Here is a 17,204-nt window from a genome sequence, read left to right on the forward strand (position 1 = left end):
AATAATTGTGCGATCTTAATTACTGTTTTGATCGATTCGTTTTTTAATATCAAATCGTTAATTAGGATAGTTTTAAAATAGAAATGTTCAATTTTTTTTGATTGAAATTATAATGTTAATACTGTATGATACATTATGGGGTTACATTATATTTTTTTAATTTTCTACATCATATAAATAACACTCATGAAGCAGCTTACAAGACGTTCATTTAATGATTTGGCCGGTAAAGGTTTATTAGGTTCGGCGTTAATTGCTAACATGCCGTTGGCGAATGCCCTTTCTACAAACAAAAAAGATAAAAAATTGGGTATAGCTTTGGTGGGTTTAGGAAGTTATAGTACGTATCAATTAGCTCCTTCCTTACAAGAAACAGCGCATTGTTTTTTGGCAGGAATTGTAACAGGTACTAAAAGCAAAGAGGCTATATGGCAAGAGAAATATATCATACCAAAGAAGAACGTTTATAATTATGATAATTTCGACACTATCGCAGATAATGATAGTATAGATATCATATATGTAGTATTACCTAATAGTATGCATGCAGATTTTTGCATTCGTGCCGCAAAAGCCGGTAAGCATGTTATCTGCGAAAAACCGATGGCCATTAGTGTTGCGGAATGTGATGCCATTATAAATGCTTGTAACGAAAACAACGTTAAATTGGCAGTGGGGTATAGAATGCAAAGTGACCCATATACGAATGAGGTTAAAAAATATGTAAGGGAAAAAACTTTTGGCGATGTAAAGTTCGTTTCCTCAGATGCAGGGTATATATCTAAAGGTAATCCAGATCAATGGCGATTAGATAAGTCGCTTTCTGGTGGTGGTGCGTTGATGAATATGGGTGTGTATTCAATTCAGACAAGTATATATGGTACTGGGCAAAATCCTATCGCTGTTTCTGCACAAGAGTTTAGTACAAGACCAGAGTATTTTAAAGATACCGACGAAACCATTATGGCTCAATTTAAATTTGCTAACGGAGCAGTTGCACATATGATGACATCGCACAATGCCAACGGTAATCGTTTAAAATGTCATTGCAGTAAAGGCTGGTTCGAACTTGATCCTGCACATAGCTACGGACCAATTAGCGGCACCACATCTAATGGTGATATCTTAAAATTTCCTCATAAAAAGCAGCAAGCACTACAGATGGACGATTTTGCAAAACATATTCTTATGGGGACCAAAAACGTAGCTCCGGGTGAAATGGGGAAAAGAGATATGATTATTGTTGAGGCTATTTATAAATCTATAGACGAAGGTGGTAAAGAGCAATTATTATCTTTGGGTAATATGGGTATTGTGTCTTAACATGTTTGTTTTTAAATATTTAAGTTGCCAATTAAACTTTATTTCAAGTTTTGATCACCTCGATTTCAAGTTAAATTTACATGTTAACATTAACATAAAGTTTAGTTTAATCATTGCTAATTTTTAGAATACGTTAGCAAAAGGTTGTCTGTATAGTTTTGGAATTCATAACCTAAAAACTATATTGATAATGAAAAAATCGAAAAATTTACTATTTAAAGCCCTTTTCCTTTCTTGTTTAGGATTAGCTGTAATGAGCTGTGACGGAGAAGATGGTGTGGATGGTGCAGATGGTATTGACGGCGTTGATGGTGCTGACGGTGCCGATGGCGCTGACGGAGCCGATGGTGCCGATGGTGCGGACGGACAAGATTTCACTTTAGAAGAATCTATTCCATTAATAAGCTCAGTAACACCTAATGAGCTATTTGAATTAAAAGGTGCGTTTAGCGGTTCTGCTGAATTGAACATGATTATGTCTTCTGCAGATATTTTAGAATCTGATTCTACATTTGTATATGGTTCTTATATGGATGGTGCTGCACTTTACCCTGCTGAAAATGGTAACTATGCTTTGATCAACAATTTAGAAGCAGATTACTCAATCGCTCGAATTATGTTGAATTCAGAACTACAACCTTTACAAGGCGATTACATTGTAAATTCTACTGCTACTGCTTTTACGGCTATGTGTTCTGGTTCTTCAATTACTGTTGAAGAGCATGGCTTTGGTCCGCTTTACCTTTCTGGTGGAGAATGGGGCGGTAACGCTAAAGGGGTATTTAAAGTAAATCCTTTTAGAGCTAAAGAAGATAGGGTAGAGGTAGAAAGACTTCCTGCGCTTGGAGAGTGGTCTACTGAGAATGCCGTTGTTATCGGTAAGGATGCTTATGCATCGCAAACTGTAATTTTTATGGGAGATGATCATAGTGACAATACATATCCTCAAGCTCATTTTGGAATGTATGTAGGTCAAAGAGGTGATCTTTATGGTGGTAAACTATATGTATTGAGAGGTACTAACCCTGTAGAATCTGCTCCTGGTGAAGGTGGTCAGTTATTTGAAATGGGTATGGCTCAAGATATTGAGTATGACGTAGAATGGGTAGAAGTTACCGAAAGAACCATAGACGAATTGAATCAAGAAGCTATTGACTTAGGAGCTATTGGTTTTCAAAGAATTGAAGATATAGATTGGAGAAGAGGTACAGCCGAAGCTCAAAGAGAAGTTTATTTTAATGCAACAGGAAGAATTCGTGGAGATAATCCAGATTTAAACTTAAGAGGTACAGGTTTTGGACGTGTTTACAAGCTTGTTCTTGATTCTGAAGACCCAACGGCTCCTGCTAAATTAACTGTTGTTGTTGACGGTGATTTAGAAAACGGTAAAGGTGATGGTATGCATTCACCCGATAATATTTTAGTAACTGAAAACTATGCTTACGTTCAAGAAGATCCAAATGGTTATGCCGATTTGAATTCAGATATTACAGGTTTTGCTAAACTATGGCAATTGGATTTGAACACTGGTGATTTTGTTGAAGTTATGGAATGTGACCAAACGTATGCGGCAGGTGTTGGTATTGGTAATACCGATAGCATGTGGGAAATTACAGGTTTGATTGATGTAACTGATATTATCGGTGCTTCTGAGCCAACATTCATTGGTGGTGCTCAAGTTCATGGTTGGAATTATGGTACAACTCCTGAAACTGCAGTAAGAGCTGACGGACTTAAATTTGTAGATCCAACCGCTATTAGTGAAGGTAGTGCATCTTTAGAAGGTTCCGTTTTATTTACATTGACCGGTTTGCCTAGATAAGTGATATAATTATACCAAATTTAAAGGTTCCCAGTTAAGGGAACCTTTTTCTATTCAAAATAATTTTTAAAAAATAACATGAGAGTATTGCATTATAAATGGATTTTTGTTGGCTTGGTTAGTTTTTTTCTTTCTTGTAAAAATCAAGAAACCAAATCGTTGTTGGCTATAAACACAGATGATCAATCAATGTTCAACGATGCTATTCGTGAACAATATTTTACAGCCCTTGATAGCACTGCCCATTATATGCAACAAATAGATACGCTGAATTCACTTTCAAAAAATCAGGAACTATTTTTAAAAAGCAGAAAATGGTATAAAAGAGTAGAACCAATGCTAATTGCATATGATTACGAGAATTATATTTCAATGAATGCGCCCAATTTGCTAAAAGTAGAAATTGATGACCATCAAGATATTAAAATCCTTAAACCGAAGAGTTTTCAAGTTTTAGAAGAGTTGTTATATGATGAAGAAGGGTTTTCAAATGAAGAATTAAATAGGGTATTGGAGTATTTAAAGATTAGAATTCCATTTGTTCGAAAAAATCATATACTCATCACTCAAAGAGATAGACATCACCTAAAAATGATTCGCGATGCTATTGTAAATATCGCTACAAAAGGTATAACTGGGTTTGACTCGCCCAAGTTAGCTAACTCACTAAACGAAGCCATTTATAATTACGAAACCTTACAAAATGTATTAGCTATCTACAAAGATGCTTTTGCTGATAAAAAATTGTACAATCAATGGGAAGATGAAATTACTGCTACCATTAATGTACTTAAAAATGGAAATTTTGATGAATTTGACCGCTATTCTTTCATAAAATTTCACACTAATTATCAATTGGACTTAGTGGCTAAAACCGCGCAAGATTGGAATATTAAATTAAGTGAATCTCGTGCGTTAGATCCTAAAGTAACTAGTTTATTCGATAAAAATTTCTTTAATATGAAAATGTTCTCTACCCAAAGAGCACCAGATATTACAGAAGAAAGAATTGAGCTAGGTAGACAGCTGTTCAATGATAAAGATTTATCCGGCTCTGGTACCATAAGTTGTGCGACTTGCCATATTGCGGAAAAAGCATTTACTGACGGTCATAAAATAGCCAAGGGAATTAACGGACAAGATTTACAACGTAATTCTCCTACATTAACTTATGCAGTTTACCAACGTTCTTTATTTTATGATGGTAGGGCAGATGGACTTGAAGATCAAATTGTTGGAGTTACCAATAATAAAAATGAGTTTCACATCGATTTGGAACAATTAGAAGAAAAAATTCAAGAAAAATCAGCCTATAAAGTTCAATTTGATTCACTTTATGATGGTAAAATTACCGATATGAACGTACGTAATGCTATTGCAACATATATAAGAAGTTTAGCTCCGTTCGATTCTAAATTCGATAGAAACATGAACAATCTTGAAGAAACCATGACTACCGAAGAGATTACCGGTTTTAATCTTTTTATGGGTAAAGCTGCGTGTGCCACTTGTCATTTTCCACCGGCTTTTAACGGTACCGTTCCACCAAAATATATGGAGAGCGAATTTGAAAATCTTGGAGTACCTAATAACGCAAGTTTTGAGAATCCTGTTTTAGATGATGATTGGGGGCAGTATTACCCTTACGAAGTAGAGGAGAAGAAGCATTTCTTTAAAACATCAACGGTACGTAATGTTGATTTAACAGGACCATATATGCACAACGGGGTGTACAAAACATTAGAAGAAGTTGTTGAATTCTATAATGTTGGTGGTGGTCAAGGTATGGGCTTAGATGTACCTTACCAAACATTACCTCCAGATTCTTTACATCTAACCACTACAGAATCAAAGGCAATTATTGCTTTTATGAAAACACTGACCGATAAAAGATTTGAAAAAGAAGCCGTAAACTAGAATTTCTCGAACACACCTAAACCAAAGAGTGCAAAATCATATTTAACTGGATCCAATGGGTCCAGTTTTCTAAGGTTTTTATCTAGTTCAGCTAGTGCCTTTGCATCATTTTGTTTCCGCTTTAGCAATCCTAATTTTCTAGCTACATTGCCCGAATGAACGTCTAATGGACAAGATAATTTTGAGGCAGAAATATCTTTCCATATACCAAAATCTACATTGGTAGCGGCATCTCTAACCATCCAGCGTAGAAACATATTTATTCTTTTGGCTGCAGAACCTTTTAATGGATCTGAAACATGTTTTGTTGTACGTTGCTCAAACGGTAATTCAAAAAATATTTTCTTGAATATGGAAATGGTGGGCTGTAGAGAATTTTTGTCTTGATGAGTTGTGAAAATACCTTCTAGTCCGTTGTGCTTACTGTAAATGTTTTTTAGACTCCGTATAAAATACCTTAAATCTATTTCATTGAATGTTCTATGAACAAATCCCGATAAATTTTCTAAATCATCATCGGTATGGTTGAGAACAAAGTCATACGGACTCTGCCCCATCTTTTCCATCAACTTATGAGAATTATTGATGATGCTCTTTCTATTTCCCCAAGCTATGGTTGCCGTTAGAAAAGCACTGATTTCAATATCTTCTTTTTGTGTGAAAAGATGTGGTATTTGAATGGGGTCTGTTTTTAAAAATTCAGGATTGTTATATTCTACAACCTTTTCATCTAAAAATACTTTTAATTCACTTTTCGTCATTCAATAGAAATATCTAACAGTTGCATAACTAGTACGGGAACAACCAGAACCATGTTATAAATGGCATGTAAAGCCATTGACCATATTAACCCAAATTTCACCCTTATGTACCCTAATAAAAAGCCTACGCTTATTTGAGGTGCTACCAATAACGGAGAGAACAACAACACCTGTGTAGACATTTCAAAATTACTGATATGCATAAAACCAAAAGCAATGGTGAACAGGTAGAAAATTGGTTTAAAATAATTAGAATCTTTAAAAAAGATAAGAGGACCCCTAAACAGCAATTCTTCAAAAAATGGTGCTACGATTACCGCTAAGAAGAAAATTAGTACGACAGAGTAATTGTCGAATAAGTCATCCATAGCATGTTTGCCCATCTCAAGCTGCAATACACTTTCAAGAACTCCTGCTAACATTAATAACAGAATACTGGCGCATAATGCTATAATTAAAAGTTTGAAAAGTATCCGAAATTTTTGAGATATAGAACTATCGTTATCCTGCTCATAGACCGGTTGTTTTATAAATAAAAGTAGTTCTTGAAGCATCCGGGTTTTGGTTATGCTATAATAATTTCTTTGTCCACTATTTTGCCGTCTACCATAGTTAATTTACGATCCGCCATTTCGGCTAATTCAGCGTTGTGGGTAACAATAACAAAGGTTTGTCCAAACTTCTCCCTTAATTCAAAAAACAGTTTGTGAAGATTATCTGCGCTTTCTGAGTCTAGATTCCCACTAGGTTCATCTGCAAAAATTATAGAAGGATTGTTGATCAAAGCACGGGCTACAGCTACTCGTTGCTGTTCACCACCTGATAGTTCTGAGGGTTTATGGTCATACCGATGAGATAGTCCTAAGAAGTTTAAAAGTTCTTTGGCTCTAACTTCTGCCTTGGCTTTGGGTGTTTTTTTTATAAAGGCAGGTAGACATACATTTTCAATTGCCGTAAACTCAGGTAATAACTGATGAAACTGAAAAATGAAGCCGATATGTTCATTTCTGAATTTTGCCAAATCCTTATCGTTAAGATTTGTGGTTTCTATGTTATTGATCAATAACGTGCTATCTTTCCTGTTCGATTGTACATCTAAAGTTCCCAGTATTTGCAATAAGGTCGTTTTACCGGCACCAGACGCACCAACAATAGAAACTATTTCACCTTTCTTTATGTGGAGGTCAACTCCTTTTAATACCTCTAAGTCTCCGTAATATTTATGAATGTTAGAAGCTTTGATCATAAGTAAGGCTGTGTTTAATGTTCTAGTATGTTGAAATTCAAAATTAATGAAAAAGGAGCTTGCTAAAAATAGAAATTGAGGATTACTTCTCCTTAATTTGATTCTGATCGATTATTTATGACAATACAGCAATGTGAACTATTTATGATATTTTTACGTTTGTTGATGAAAGAAAACGCTAAATTTGTTCAACCTAAACTTAATTAGGTTAAACATAAAATTAATAACATGTCCCCGTATAGAAATTTAGAAGAATATAATCTTGAAATTACCGATGAAGTAAAAAATAGATACTCATCTATAATTGATGAAATTGGTGAAGATGTAGCAAGGGAAGGGTTAGTTAAAACACCGGAACGTGCAGCAAAGGCAATGTTGTTCTTAACGCAAGGGTACAAGCAAGATGCTGTTGAAATTTTAAAAGGGGCTATGTTCAAAGAAGATTATGATGATATGGTCATCATTAAGGATATAGAATTATATTCTCTTTGCGAGCACCATATGTTACCATTTTTTGGAAAGGCACATATAGCTTATATACCTAATGGCCATATTGTTGGTTTAAGTAAAATACCGAGGGTAGTGGATGTTTTCGCTAGAAGGTTACAAGTGCAAGAAAGATTAACACATGATATATTGGAGTGTATAAACAATACATTGAAACCAAAAGGTGTCGCAGTTGTTATAGAGGCTTCGCACATGTGTATGATGATGCGTGGTGTACAAAAACAAAATTCGGTAACTACAACTTCAGGATTTAGAGGTCAGTTTGAGAAAATTGAAACTAGAAATGAATTCTTAAAATTAATAAGCGCTAAACTTTCTTGATAAGACGTAAACTTCACCTCAAAATAATATATAAAATTTGGCATCTTTGTTGCATTCTTTAATTAGAATAACTAATTTTTCAATATGTCAATTTTAAAAGATAAAAAATATAAGCAACTCTTTTTGGGGTTGCTTTTTGATGGTATAGGTATGCTATCATTTGCAATACCTTTTGTAGGTGAGTTTTCCGATATAGTATGGGCACCGTTATCCGCTTGGTTAATGACGCGTATGTACAAGGGTAAGATCGGGCAGGCAGCTGGTGTATTTACCTTTATAGAAGAAATTGTACCAGGCTTCGATTTAATACCTTCTTTTACTTTAATGTGGTTATATACCTATGTATTAAGTGGTTCTAAAAAAGGCAGAACAATAGAAGTGTAAAAGAAACATTTATTGCAAATATTCTTTAACTTTAGCTCAAATATTACGCATTTTGAAGAGAAGAAGTTTTGTTGCAAAATCTAGTTTAGGTGGTTTGGTCGCCTTACTAGGAGTAGAGATTGTTTTTAAAGAGTTAATGCCCGAAGGCTACACACCCGTAGCTTTACAAGATTCCGATCCATTTAAATTATTCAATAAGGACAAAGATATGGTTGTTCTAAATGACAAACCATGGAATATTGAGGCGCAAGCTCATTTATTAGATGATAAAGTGACTCCCAATAAGTCCATTTTTGTTCGTAACAACGGACTCATTCCTGAAAATATAGATGTAGAGAATTGGACGCTTACCATTGATGGCGAATCTGTTAAGCAGGAAAAAACATATTCCCTTTCCGAATTAAAATCAAAATTTAAGCACCATACCTATCAATTGACATTAGAATGTGGTGGTAATGGTAGAAGTGAATTCGATCCACCGGCGAAAGGAAATCAATGGACTATAGGAGCTGTATATTGTGCAAGCTGGACAGGTATTAGATTACGTGATGTTTTAGAAGATGTTGGTATCAAGGACGATGCCGTTTACTTTGGTTATCACGCTGCAGATGTGCATTTGAGTAGAGACCCAACAAAGGAACCAATTTCTAGGGGTGCACCTATGTCTAAAGCATTGCAAGATGAAACTATATTGGCTTTTAAAATGAACGGAGAGGACATACCATTAGCCCACGGTTATCCGTTACGGGTAATTGCCGGTGGTTGGCCAGCTTCGGTTTCTGGAAAATGGTTGCAACGTATCAGTATTAGAAATATAGTTCATGATGGCACTAAAATGACAGGTACGGCTTATCGAGTGCCTTGTAAACCGGTTGCACCGGGTGAAAAGGTAGCAGATGAAGATATGTGCATTATTGAGTCTATGCCCGTAAAATCGTTAATTACTTATCCTAAAACTGGGGCTACCTTGTCTAAAGGAAAGAAATTAAATATTAGAGGGCATGCATGGGCAGGTGAACTTGAAGTTGCAAAAGTGGAATATTCCATAGATTTTGGCGCTACTTGGTCATCGTGTATTTTAGAAAAACCGGCTAATCGTTTAGCTTGGCAGCATTTTTCTGCAGCAATTTCATTTCCTCAAGAAGGATATTATGAAGTTTGGGCAAAAGCTACGGATTCTAATGGGGTTAGTCAACCTATGTTATTACCTGGGTGGAATCCAAAAGGGTATTTGAACAATGCCTGTCATAGGATAGCCGTAAAAATCGCATAGATGAAAAAACAGAATCATGATAAGCTAAAACGCGATTTTCAGGAATTATATAGAAAGACAATATTAGCTTGTGCCGTTATTGGTATTGGTGCAATTATACTAGTGTATTTAATTGTGGATCCAGGTTTGTCCGCTTTAAAAACGGATGTACCACAAACCGAGCTGGTAAGTGTTCCTGAAGATGACGATTACGATAAAATAGAAAATGGAATTCATGTTCGTACCGGATTTATTGATGCCCCAGGAATGATGGTTACCGTTCAAAACTGTACCAACTGTCATTCTGCTAAGTTGGTAATGCAGAACCGAATGAACGAAGAACGCTGGAAATCGACCATTAAATGGATGCAAGAAACTCAAAACTTGTGGGATTTGGGAGAGAATGAAGCTGTTATCATCAATTATTTAGTAACTAATTATCCGCCTAAGAAAGTGGGTAGGAGAGCGGTACTCACAGATATTGAGTGGTATCAACTTGAGGAATAAAAATAAAAAAGCCTTTGAATTTAATTCAAAGGCTTTTTTAACAATATGTTTTTTATTCTACTGTTACAGTAAAAGTTTGAGCAATGTCGGTTTCTCCACCAGCGTCAGCTAAAGTACCGTTATTTGGCTTGGTTGGCTCATGACGCAATGTAATTGTAATAGTACCAGTACCTGCATCACCTGTTGTCAATTCAAATTCAATACCTACTGGATTTCCATCACCATCTTCATCAGAATAAGTTACCTCTGAAAGAGAGCCTGTTAGTCCAAAGAAAAACTGGTGCTCGTCAGCTTCTTCTTCTACCTCTTCGGTAATGTCTTCAGCAGGAGTTTCAGTTTCGTTCAATAAAACAATACTTCCTGTATAGGTTGTGTTAGCGGTTAAATTGTCTGCAGTTACTACTGGTGCATCTGGTCCGTCACCATCCAAATCTTGAGATTGCAGCGTAGCGGTACCATCTGCGTTTGTTAACGTTACCGTCATAGTAGTAATAATTTCTTCTTCGTTTACTACTTCTGGTGTATCGTCATCACTAGAACATGATGTCATTACCGTGGCCATTAAACTTAATGCTAAAACTGTTTTTAAGGTTTTGTTTCTTTTCATAGTTGTACTTGTTTTCATTTGTTAGTAATCGTTAGTATTAATAGTTAAAAATTAGGCGCAGATTAATATTTCTGCCCAAATCGTCTGCAAAGTATCGTTGGCGATTTAAGTAATCACGATAATTTGTATTCAATAAATTGGTTGCACTTAGACCAATTGTTAAATCGTTTGTGTTCTTTAATGTGAATGATGCTTCGGTATTTAACGACAATAGGTGATAAGCATCTGGCGGAGTGTTGATGTCCAAGATTACATTTTCTTGTTGCTCTGGGGAATAAACCTCAATGTTCTCTGGGTATCTGGTTTGTTCAAATACATACTGGCTTTCTAAACTAATTAGAAAGTTGTTCCACCTAGGGTTGGTATATGAAATGCTGTTTGTGAAATTAGCTGCAGGTATATGAATTAACGGAGTGTCCGTTTCCGTATCGGTACCTCTTACCCAAGCAAACTTGTGATCTGTTCTAATACTAGACGACCAATTATTGTATAATGAAGCATCTACGCCTAATAAAACGGCATCGGTCTGTCTATAAGACCATACCGGGAAAGCTCCTCTAATCGTGAATTCTACACCAGTTGGTTCAACCAGTATGAAATCATTAATACTATTTAAAAAGGGAGCGACCGTATAACCCCATTTAGTGGTATTTCTTTCTAATGATGCAGAAAATTTAGAAGATGTTTCGCTTTTTATTCTTAAGTCGCCCAATTCTATACGTGCCGCAGAATGGTGCAGGCCGTCACTAAATAATTCTGAAGGGTTTGGAGCCCTTTGTGCGTATGCATAATTAAAGCGTAAATGATCTTTGCCATTAATTTCGTAGTGAAAACCTAATGTGCCGGAAAAGTTATGGTAATCAAAAACAGGATTGGTAAGTAACTGAGTGTCTAGGTCTTCAAGAATAATATCGGAGAAGTCTACATCATACCCGCGTTCTTCCCATCTAGAGGTTCTGTAAAATTTCTTAGCATCTATTCTGCTAAAGTCGTATCGCGCTCCTGCATCTAAGGTCCAGTCATTATTAAGCTCATAGCTTCCTAAGGCAAAGAGACCAAAATCGTATTTGTCATAATCAGGAATAAGTCTCCTTACACCGGTATCAGGATTTGCGAAGTTTGATTGATATCTACCTAACGCTCCAACCTTAAAATCCAAGCCTTGTTTTGCATCGAATTTAATATTGGTTAAAATAGAATGTGTGGTTAGCTTAAGGTCTAATGAAGCTTTATCGGCATCATCGCCTACGCGAACATCGTATTCAAATCTTCTATTTTGTTGAAAATCATACTGTGTGGTCCACTTACCTAAACCTTCAAATCTTCGGTAATAACTTAATTTTCCTAAATGGTGGGTAACTTCTTGGTACGGTTGGTCTATATCATAAGTAAAATCATTGACAACACTAGGCACATCACTATTAATAGCCGATATTAAATCATCGACGTTACCAATATGTGAGGCTCTTAATATGCCAATTTCTGAATTGAAATAGGAATAATAACCTTCCCAACCCTGTATAAAATCGCGCTTTCCAACACTTAAAGAAGCACCGCTTTCTTTTATACCTGTATTTGATAACATGTAATCTGGTGCTTCTAAATCTCCCAATCTTTTATATGAACCCTGACCTTTTATGTAGAGCCCAGATTTATATGATTTGGTCAATGATGATGTTATGTTTCCCCCGCGCCCGTTTGACGCAAGATTAAGTTGTGTTTTACCAAATAAGGAGTCCGTTCTTACAATTGGTAGAGGCTCAAGTACGATAACACCACCAATGGCATCACCGCCATATTCAATAGCTGCAGCACCTTTAATAATGCTAATGTTTTGATTTGCATTAACGTCTACATTTGGGGCGTGTTCTTCTCCCCACTCCATATCCTGCATACGAACATTGTTGTTCAGTATTAAGATTCTACTACCATTTAATCCTTGTATTACCGGTTTAACAATATTGCCTCCGGTATTTAAGGTAGAAACTCCGGCGATCTTTTTTAAAGCGTCCCCTAAACTTTTACCACTGTTTTGTTCTATGTCTTTTACCGATAAAATATTTTCTTGTCCCGAGTTGGTGTTTTTTGGAACATCACCAACAACCTTAACTTCTTTTAATTCTTCCAAATGGTGCTCTAATCGTATCTCTGAATACGTGTCCCCATTTATGGTCAATGTCACAAATTTGGTAGTACACTCCGGATGCGAAATTTCAAGCTCTATAACACCATCGCAAAGTTGCTTAATGCTGAACTTGCCATTCTCTTTTGATGTGGCTGTATAGTCTTTACCGGTAATATTAATAGTTGCACCACTCAACGGACTGTTGTCATGGAAATCAACTATTTCTCCTAGTAATATTGAATTGCAATCTTGAGCATATACCAACGTGCTACAAAAGATTGCGAAAACACATAAATAATACTTCATTATATAAGTTTAGCGCAGTTTAAAATCGGATTTAATAAGAAAACCGATAGAATAAATTGGAATGGATACTAAGCCTGGAAGGGTGGGGGGCGACCAAAAGTTGAATACCTAAAATAGGTAGAAGTTACCTTTGTTGAAAAAGGTATCAGTTTTTTTTCGGTAATGATAAGTGCCGAAGCAAATACGAACAATAAAATGGCTACAAAAGTAAATTCAGAATTTTGATTTTGAACAGCCAAATCACAGATACTACAGTTTTCAATGGTGTCTGCAGTATTATCTTGATGCGTATAGACATGAAAAGAGGTTACCTTAATTAGCATAAGGCAAAACAACGTGAATACAGAAAAATATGTAAATATTGAGTTCTTCACTTCGCTAAAGTACTAAAAGATGAAGAACTGTATGTTAAAGAAAACCAAACAGAGGTGTGTTAGAATAAAAATCCAAGTCCAATTCTCTTCAACATTTTCTTCTCAAAAGCCCAGAAGAAATTAAATTGCCCAAATAACCATCCATAAATTATCAATAATACTTGATAGAAAGGGAAAATTAATAAAATTCGTAATGTCCAGTACAATGGACCTCCCCACCAGGCTTCAGAAAAATTTTCTTGTTGAAGACCAATTAAGTTTAAAAAAGGTTTAGCTACATATACAGATGAAGATCCCGTAATAGCAAATACAACAAATATGATGATTAATTGAAAATTACTGGTGATTCCCCAGCGTTCCTTTAATTTCTGCATGACTTCTATTAAAAGGGTCAAATATACTTTTTATATACGTGGTATAAAAGGACCTAAACGCTGATTGTATTTTCTTTGGAAGTAAATAAAATAATTATAAAGCTTGTAGTTTACCTCGTAGCCATAATCTATTTGCCTAGAATAGTCTATTTGCATTTCATATAGATTAGGATTGTAGCGTGTTGGCTGTAGCACTCTTTGGTTCCATTCCAGTACCATTATTTGGTTTCTGTTTTCTAAGAAACTTTGCGAGTAATAGCCTTCTGGTTTGGCTATTGATGCAAGCCAAATATTAAAACCAGGTTCTATAATTATTATCTCATATTCCGTTTTATCACTAGCAATTGAAACGGTATCTCCTTCTACTTGATTGAAAACCTCTTTTTCATCTTCTGTGATGGACAATGACTTGTTGCTTGTACCGCAATTTAAAAGTAAAGCAAAACAAATACCTGCCAAGACAATGTATGTAACTTTAAAACTCTTCTTTTTCATAGAATTTAAGATACAAAAAAAGCCGCTTGTTTTTACAAGCGGCTTAGATATAAAAGGTTTAGGTGTTATTTCCCAAAAAGACCTCCTAAAAGACCTCCTAGACCACCTGGTTTTTTGTTGCTTCCCATAACCATACCTGCAACATCATCTAAAATGCTTCCGTCGCCATCGGCATCTAATAATGAAGTAATCAAACTCTGGTTTTCTTGTGGTTGACCACCAAGCATACTACCCAAAAGAGCATTCATACCTGTACCATCACTTACATTACTTTGTGCTGTTTGCTTACCTAAAAAGCCCATAACGATAGGAGCTGCAATTTTTAGAATTTGAGCAACTGATCCTGAATCTAAACCAGACTTTGCACTTAAGGCACTTTCAACCTGTGGTTGTTTACTTCCGAAAACGTGACCTAAAATACCGGCACCGTCGTTCATTACACTTTCATCTACGCCACCGCTGAACAGACCTCCTAGGTTATCTAATATACCACCACTATGGTTGCTCGACAACGCACTCATTAAACCTTGAGCGCCTTCTGGTGTAGAGACATTTTTTTTCATTGCACCAAGTATTAATGGCATAGCCATACTAAGTACATTAGCGGTTTTGTCTTCAGGTTGGTTGGTTTGACCAGCTACACCGCTAATTAATTGTTGCCCCATTGGGCTATTTAATAAATCTAATAATCCTGCCATTGTAATAGTTAATTTAATGTTTATGCCGTAAAATACGAAAAAGAGTCAATAAATTATGCTATTGAGCGCCTAATTTAGCAAAGTAATAATCTGCTCTGCTAATTCTAGACCTATTCTCTCTTGGGCTTCTAAGGTTGCAGCACCAATATGCGGAGATAAAGATATGCTTGAGTGCATTAATATTTTAATCTCTGGCTTTGGTTCAGATTCATATACGTCTAAACCCGCAAATGCAACTGTACCGTTTTCCAATGCATCGATCAAAGCAACTTCATCTAAAACTCCACCTCTGGCTGCATTTACAATACCAACACCTTTCTTCATCTTGGAAAATTCCGATTTTCCTAGAACGTAGTTGTCTTGACCAGGTATATGCAATGAAATGTAATCGGCATTTTTAAGTAAATCATTTTTACTTGTATTGGTTAAACTAAAAGACACTTTTTGACCGTCAAAAAAATCAAGGTCGATTTTAGCTTCTGCAACATCGGGATCACAATAAACAACCTTCATTCCTGCACCTATCGCTAGTTTAGCGGTTGCTTGTCCAATATTTCCAAATCCGAAGATACCAAGGGTTTTGCCTCTTAATTCGGTACCTTTTGAATAGGATTTTTTTAAACCTTTAAAATTACTATCGCCTTCTAAAGGCATATTTCTATTGGCGTCATATAAAAAACGTGCACCACCAAAAAGGTGGGCAAATACCAATTCTGCTACAGATTCTGATGATGCAGCCGGTGTATTGATAATGTGTATGCCTTTGGATTTTGCATGAGCAACATCAATATTATCCATGCCAACACCACCTCTGCCTATTAATTTTAGGGTAGGGCAGGCGTCTATTAAATCTTTTCTTACTTTGGTAGCACTACGTACCAATAATGCATCAATTTTGTTCTCGTTGATATAATTGACCAACTGTTCTTGCGCAACAGTGGTTGTCAATACGTTAAACCCAGCTTTCTCTAAAGTGGTGATACCATTTTGAGAAATACCGTCATTAGCTAATATCTTCATTTGTTTTCCTAAAATTTTATTGTTGTGTTCAGAATGGATCGCAACAATTATCCTTTTCGTTCCATTTCGCTCATGACATCAACCAATACGCCAACAGTATCCAACGATAATGCGTTATACATACTAGCTCTATAACCACCAACTGAACGGTGTCCGTTTAAACCGTTTATACCAGCCTCTTTCAACATATCGTCAAAAGTAGTTTTTAAGGCTTCATCGGTTAGGTTGAATGTAGCGTTCATTAAAGAACGATCTTCTACATTGGCAAAGCCTTCAAAAACCGGATTTAAATCGATTTCAGAATATAGTAATCTTGCCTTTTTTTCATTTACCTCTTCTATGGCAGCAATACCACCAAGATTTTTTAACCATTCTAATGTAAGCATAGAAGTATATACCGCAAATACAGGAGGTGTATTGAACATGCTATCTTTTGCTATATGTACTTGGTAGTCTAGCATTGAAGGGATTTTTCTAGATACTTGACCTAATATTTCTTCTTTTACTACCACTAAAGTAGTACCTGCAGGACCCATATTTTTTTGAGCACCTGCATAAATAAGGTCAAATTGAGAAAAGTCTAAACTTCTTGAGAAGATATCAGAACTCATATCGCAAACAAGAGGACAATCCGTTTTTGGAAATTTTTTGAACTGAGTACCAAAAATGGTATTGTTCGAGGTAATATGTAAATAATCTAACCCTGAAGGTACAGAATAGCCTTTGGGAATATATTTGAAACTTTCATCTTTAGATGATCCTACCTCTACAATTTCACCAAACAATTTGGCTTCTTTTATTGCTTTGTCGCTCCATGTACCGGTATTTAAATAACCAGCTTTTTTTTCCAATAGGTTATAGGCAACCATTAAAAACTCCATGCTTGCACCACCTTGAAGAAACAATGCTTTATATCCTTTATCTTTAAGGTCTAGCAGTTCTAATGCCAATGACCTTGCATTTTCCATTACTGCAACAAAATCTTTACTTCTATGTGAAATTTCAATAAGTGAAAGTCCAGAACCATTAAAGTCCATTACAGATTCAGAAGCTTTTAACAATACTTCTTTTGGTAATATACAGGGACCGGCACTAAAATTATGTTTTTTCATCTTGTGTGTAATTTAAGATTGCAAAGGTCAGGATTTTTTGAAGATTTTTATAA

Annotated in this window: 18 protein-coding genes; 7 read left to right on the forward strand and 11 right to left on the reverse strand. The window is 35.7% G+C overall.

Annotated features, from left to right (window positions below; genetic code table 11):
- Positions 1-186: 186 nt before the first annotated feature.
- From DCS95_RS00455 to DCS95_RS00465, 3 genes are all read left to right on the forward strand, one after another.
- Positions 187-1,323, forward strand: a complete 1,137-nt coding sequence (locus DCS95_RS00455) for a Gfo/Idh/MocA family protein (protein WP_116768896.1) — start codon at positions 187-189, stop codon at positions 1,321-1,323.
- A gap of 190 nt (positions 1,324-1,513) precedes the next feature.
- Complete coding sequence (locus DCS95_RS00460) at positions 1,514-3,145, forward strand: alkaline phosphatase PhoX (protein ID WP_116768897.1); 1,632 nt, start codon at positions 1,514-1,516, stop codon at positions 3,143-3,145.
- A 78-nt stretch (positions 3,146-3,223) separates the two neighbouring features.
- Positions 3,224-5,062, forward strand: coding sequence for a cytochrome-c peroxidase (locus tag DCS95_RS00465; protein WP_116768898.1), 1,839 nt, complete (start codon positions 3,224-3,226; stop codon positions 5,060-5,062).
- Here the strand turns inward: DCS95_RS00465 and DCS95_RS00470 are convergent.
- Genes DCS95_RS00470 through DCS95_RS00480 form a run of 3 tightly spaced genes read right to left on the reverse strand, consistent with a single transcriptional unit; the run spans position 5,059 to position 7,069 of the window.
- Positions 5,059-5,823 carry a TIGR02757 family protein gene (locus tag DCS95_RS00470; protein ID WP_116768899.1) on the reverse strand — a complete coding sequence of 255 codons (765 nt, stop codon included), beginning with the start codon at positions 5,821-5,823 and terminating at the stop codon, positions 5,059-5,061. The two genes, DCS95_RS00465 and DCS95_RS00470, sit on opposite strands and share 4 nt — an antisense overlap.
- Positions 5,820-6,377, reverse strand: coding sequence for a CPBP family intramembrane glutamic endopeptidase (locus DCS95_RS00475; RefSeq protein WP_116768900.1), 558 nt, complete (start codon positions 6,375-6,377; stop codon positions 5,820-5,822). The genes DCS95_RS00470 and DCS95_RS00475 overlap by 4 nt, the downstream gene beginning before the upstream one ends.
- An 11-nt stretch (positions 6,378-6,388) precedes the next feature.
- Complete coding sequence (locus DCS95_RS00480; protein WP_116768901.1) at positions 6,389-7,069, reverse strand: ABC transporter ATP-binding protein; 681 nt, start codon at positions 7,067-7,069, stop codon at positions 6,389-6,391.
- Positions 7,070-7,297: 228 nt separating this feature from the next.
- Here DCS95_RS00480 and folE point away from each other — a divergent pair, with 228 nt between their 5' ends.
- From folE to DCS95_RS00500, 4 genes are all read left to right on the forward strand, one after another.
- The gene (gene folE / locus DCS95_RS00485) at positions 7,298-7,897 is read left to right on the forward strand and encodes a GTP cyclohydrolase I FolE (protein WP_116768902.1); all 600 of its coding nucleotides are present in this window, start codon (positions 7,298-7,300) and stop codon (positions 7,895-7,897) included.
- Between the two features lie 84 nt (positions 7,898-7,981).
- The gene (locus DCS95_RS00490; protein ID WP_116768903.1) at positions 7,982-8,281 is read left to right on the forward strand and encodes a hypothetical protein; all 300 of its coding nucleotides are present in this window, start codon (positions 7,982-7,984) and stop codon (positions 8,279-8,281) included.
- A gap of 52 nt (positions 8,282-8,333) precedes the next feature.
- Positions 8,334-9,554 (forward strand): sulfite oxidase, encoded by a 1,221-nt coding sequence (locus tag DCS95_RS00495; protein ID WP_116768904.1) that lies wholly within the window; start codon positions 8,334-8,336, stop codon positions 9,552-9,554.
- Positions 9,555-10,040, forward strand: a complete 486-nt coding sequence (locus DCS95_RS00500; RefSeq protein ID WP_116768905.1) for a monoheme cytochrome C — start codon at positions 9,555-9,557, stop codon at positions 10,038-10,040.
- Between the two features lie 52 nt (positions 10,041-10,092).
- Here the strand turns inward: DCS95_RS00500 and DCS95_RS00505 are convergent, their stop codons facing one another.
- The 8 genes from DCS95_RS00505 to serC form a co-directional block, all read right to left on the reverse strand.
- Positions 10,093-10,647: a type 1 periplasmic binding fold superfamily protein gene (locus tag DCS95_RS00505; protein ID WP_116770096.1), complete on the reverse strand. Its 555-nt coding sequence runs from the start codon at positions 10,645-10,647 to the stop codon at positions 10,093-10,095.
- 37 nt (positions 10,648-10,684) lie between these two features.
- Complete coding sequence (locus DCS95_RS00510) at positions 10,685-13,078, reverse strand: TonB-dependent receptor (protein ID WP_116768906.1); 2,394 nt, start codon at positions 13,076-13,078, stop codon at positions 10,685-10,687.
- 68 nt (positions 13,079-13,146) lie between these two features.
- Positions 13,147-13,401 carry a hypothetical protein gene (locus tag DCS95_RS00515; RefSeq protein WP_116768907.1) on the reverse strand — a complete coding sequence of 85 codons (255 nt, stop codon included), beginning with the start codon at positions 13,399-13,401 and terminating at the stop codon, positions 13,147-13,149.
- A 110-nt stretch (positions 13,402-13,511) separates the two neighbouring features.
- The gene (locus DCS95_RS00520) at positions 13,512-13,826 is read right to left on the reverse strand and encodes a DUF6787 family protein (protein ID WP_116768908.1); all 315 of its coding nucleotides are present in this window, start codon (positions 13,824-13,826) and stop codon (positions 13,512-13,514) included.
- A gap of 30 nt (positions 13,827-13,856) precedes the next feature.
- Positions 13,857-14,321 carry a DUF6146 family protein gene (locus tag DCS95_RS00525; protein ID WP_116768909.1) on the reverse strand — a complete coding sequence of 155 codons (465 nt, stop codon included), beginning with the start codon at positions 14,319-14,321 and terminating at the stop codon, positions 13,857-13,859.
- Between the two features lie 65 nt (positions 14,322-14,386).
- A complete protein-coding gene (locus DCS95_RS00530) occupies positions 14,387-15,019 on the reverse strand; it encodes a DUF937 domain-containing protein (RefSeq protein ID WP_116768910.1) in 633 nt (210 codons plus the stop codon).
- Between the two features lie 69 nt (positions 15,020-15,088).
- Positions 15,089-16,039: a D-2-hydroxyacid dehydrogenase gene (locus DCS95_RS00535; protein WP_116768911.1), complete on the reverse strand. Its 951-nt coding sequence runs from the start codon at positions 16,037-16,039 to the stop codon at positions 15,089-15,091.
- 47 nt (positions 16,040-16,086) lie between these two features.
- Positions 16,087-17,151: a 3-phosphoserine/phosphohydroxythreonine transaminase gene (serC, locus tag DCS95_RS00540; protein WP_116768912.1), complete on the reverse strand. Its 1,065-nt coding sequence runs from the start codon at positions 17,149-17,151 to the stop codon at positions 16,087-16,089.
- Positions 17,152-17,204: the final 53 nt, after the last annotated feature.

It is taken from the genome of Maribacter litoralis, assembly GCF_003075045.1.
Classification (GTDB): domain Bacteria; phylum Bacteroidota; class Bacteroidia; order Flavobacteriales; family Flavobacteriaceae; genus Maribacter; species Maribacter litoralis.

Bases quoted from the DNA above. Each gene is read 5' to 3' on its own strand.
- DCS95_RS00455 (WP_116768896.1), top strand. From the start codon at position 187: ATGAAGCAGCTTACAAGACGTTCATTTAATGATTTGGCCGGTAAAGGT.
- DCS95_RS00460 (WP_116768897.1), top strand. From the start codon at position 1,514: ATGAAAAAATCGAAAAATTTACTATTTAAAGCCCTTTTCCTTTCTTGT.
- DCS95_RS00465 (WP_116768898.1), top strand. From the start codon at position 3,224: ATGAGAGTATTGCATTATAAATGGATTTTTGTTGGCTTGGTTAGTTTT.
- DCS95_RS00470 (WP_116768899.1), bottom strand. From the start codon at position 5,823: ATGACGAAAAGTGAATTAAAAGTATTTTTAGATGAAAAGGTTGTAGAA.
- DCS95_RS00475 (WP_116768900.1), bottom strand. From the start codon at position 6,377: ATGCTTCAAGAACTACTTTTATTTATAAAACAACCGGTCTATGAGCAG.
- DCS95_RS00480 (WP_116768901.1), bottom strand. From the start codon at position 7,069: ATGATCAAAGCTTCTAACATTCATAAATATTACGGAGACTTAGAGGTA.
- folE (WP_116768902.1), top strand. From the start codon at position 7,298: ATGTCCCCGTATAGAAATTTAGAAGAATATAATCTTGAAATTACCGAT.
- DCS95_RS00490 (WP_116768903.1), top strand. From the start codon at position 7,982: ATGTCAATTTTAAAAGATAAAAAATATAAGCAACTCTTTTTGGGGTTG.
- DCS95_RS00500 (WP_116768905.1), top strand. From the start codon at position 9,555: ATGAAAAAACAGAATCATGATAAGCTAAAACGCGATTTTCAGGAATTA.
- DCS95_RS00505 (WP_116770096.1), bottom strand. From the start codon at position 10,647: ATGAAAAGAAACAAAACCTTAAAAACAGTTTTAGCATTAAGTTTAATG.
- DCS95_RS00510 (WP_116768906.1), bottom strand. From the start codon at position 13,078: ATGAAGTATTATTTATGTGTTTTCGCAATCTTTTGTAGCACGTTGGTA.
- DCS95_RS00515 (WP_116768907.1), bottom strand. From the start codon at position 13,401: ATGCTAATTAAGGTAACCTCTTTTCATGTCTATACGCATCAAGATAAT.
- DCS95_RS00520 (WP_116768908.1), bottom strand. From the start codon at position 13,826: ATGCAGAAATTAAAGGAACGCTGGGGAATCACCAGTAATTTTCAATTA.
- DCS95_RS00525 (WP_116768909.1), bottom strand. From the start codon at position 14,321: ATGAAAAAGAAGAGTTTTAAAGTTACATACATTGTCTTGGCAGGTATT.
- DCS95_RS00530 (WP_116768910.1), bottom strand. From the start codon at position 15,019: ATGGCAGGATTATTAGATTTATTAAATAGCCCAATGGGGCAACAATTA.
- DCS95_RS00535 (WP_116768911.1), bottom strand. From the start codon at position 16,039: ATGAAGATATTAGCTAATGACGGTATTTCTCAAAATGGTATCACCACT.
- serC (WP_116768912.1), bottom strand. From the start codon at position 17,151: ATGAAAAAACATAATTTTAGTGCCGGTCCCTGTATATTACCAAAAGAA.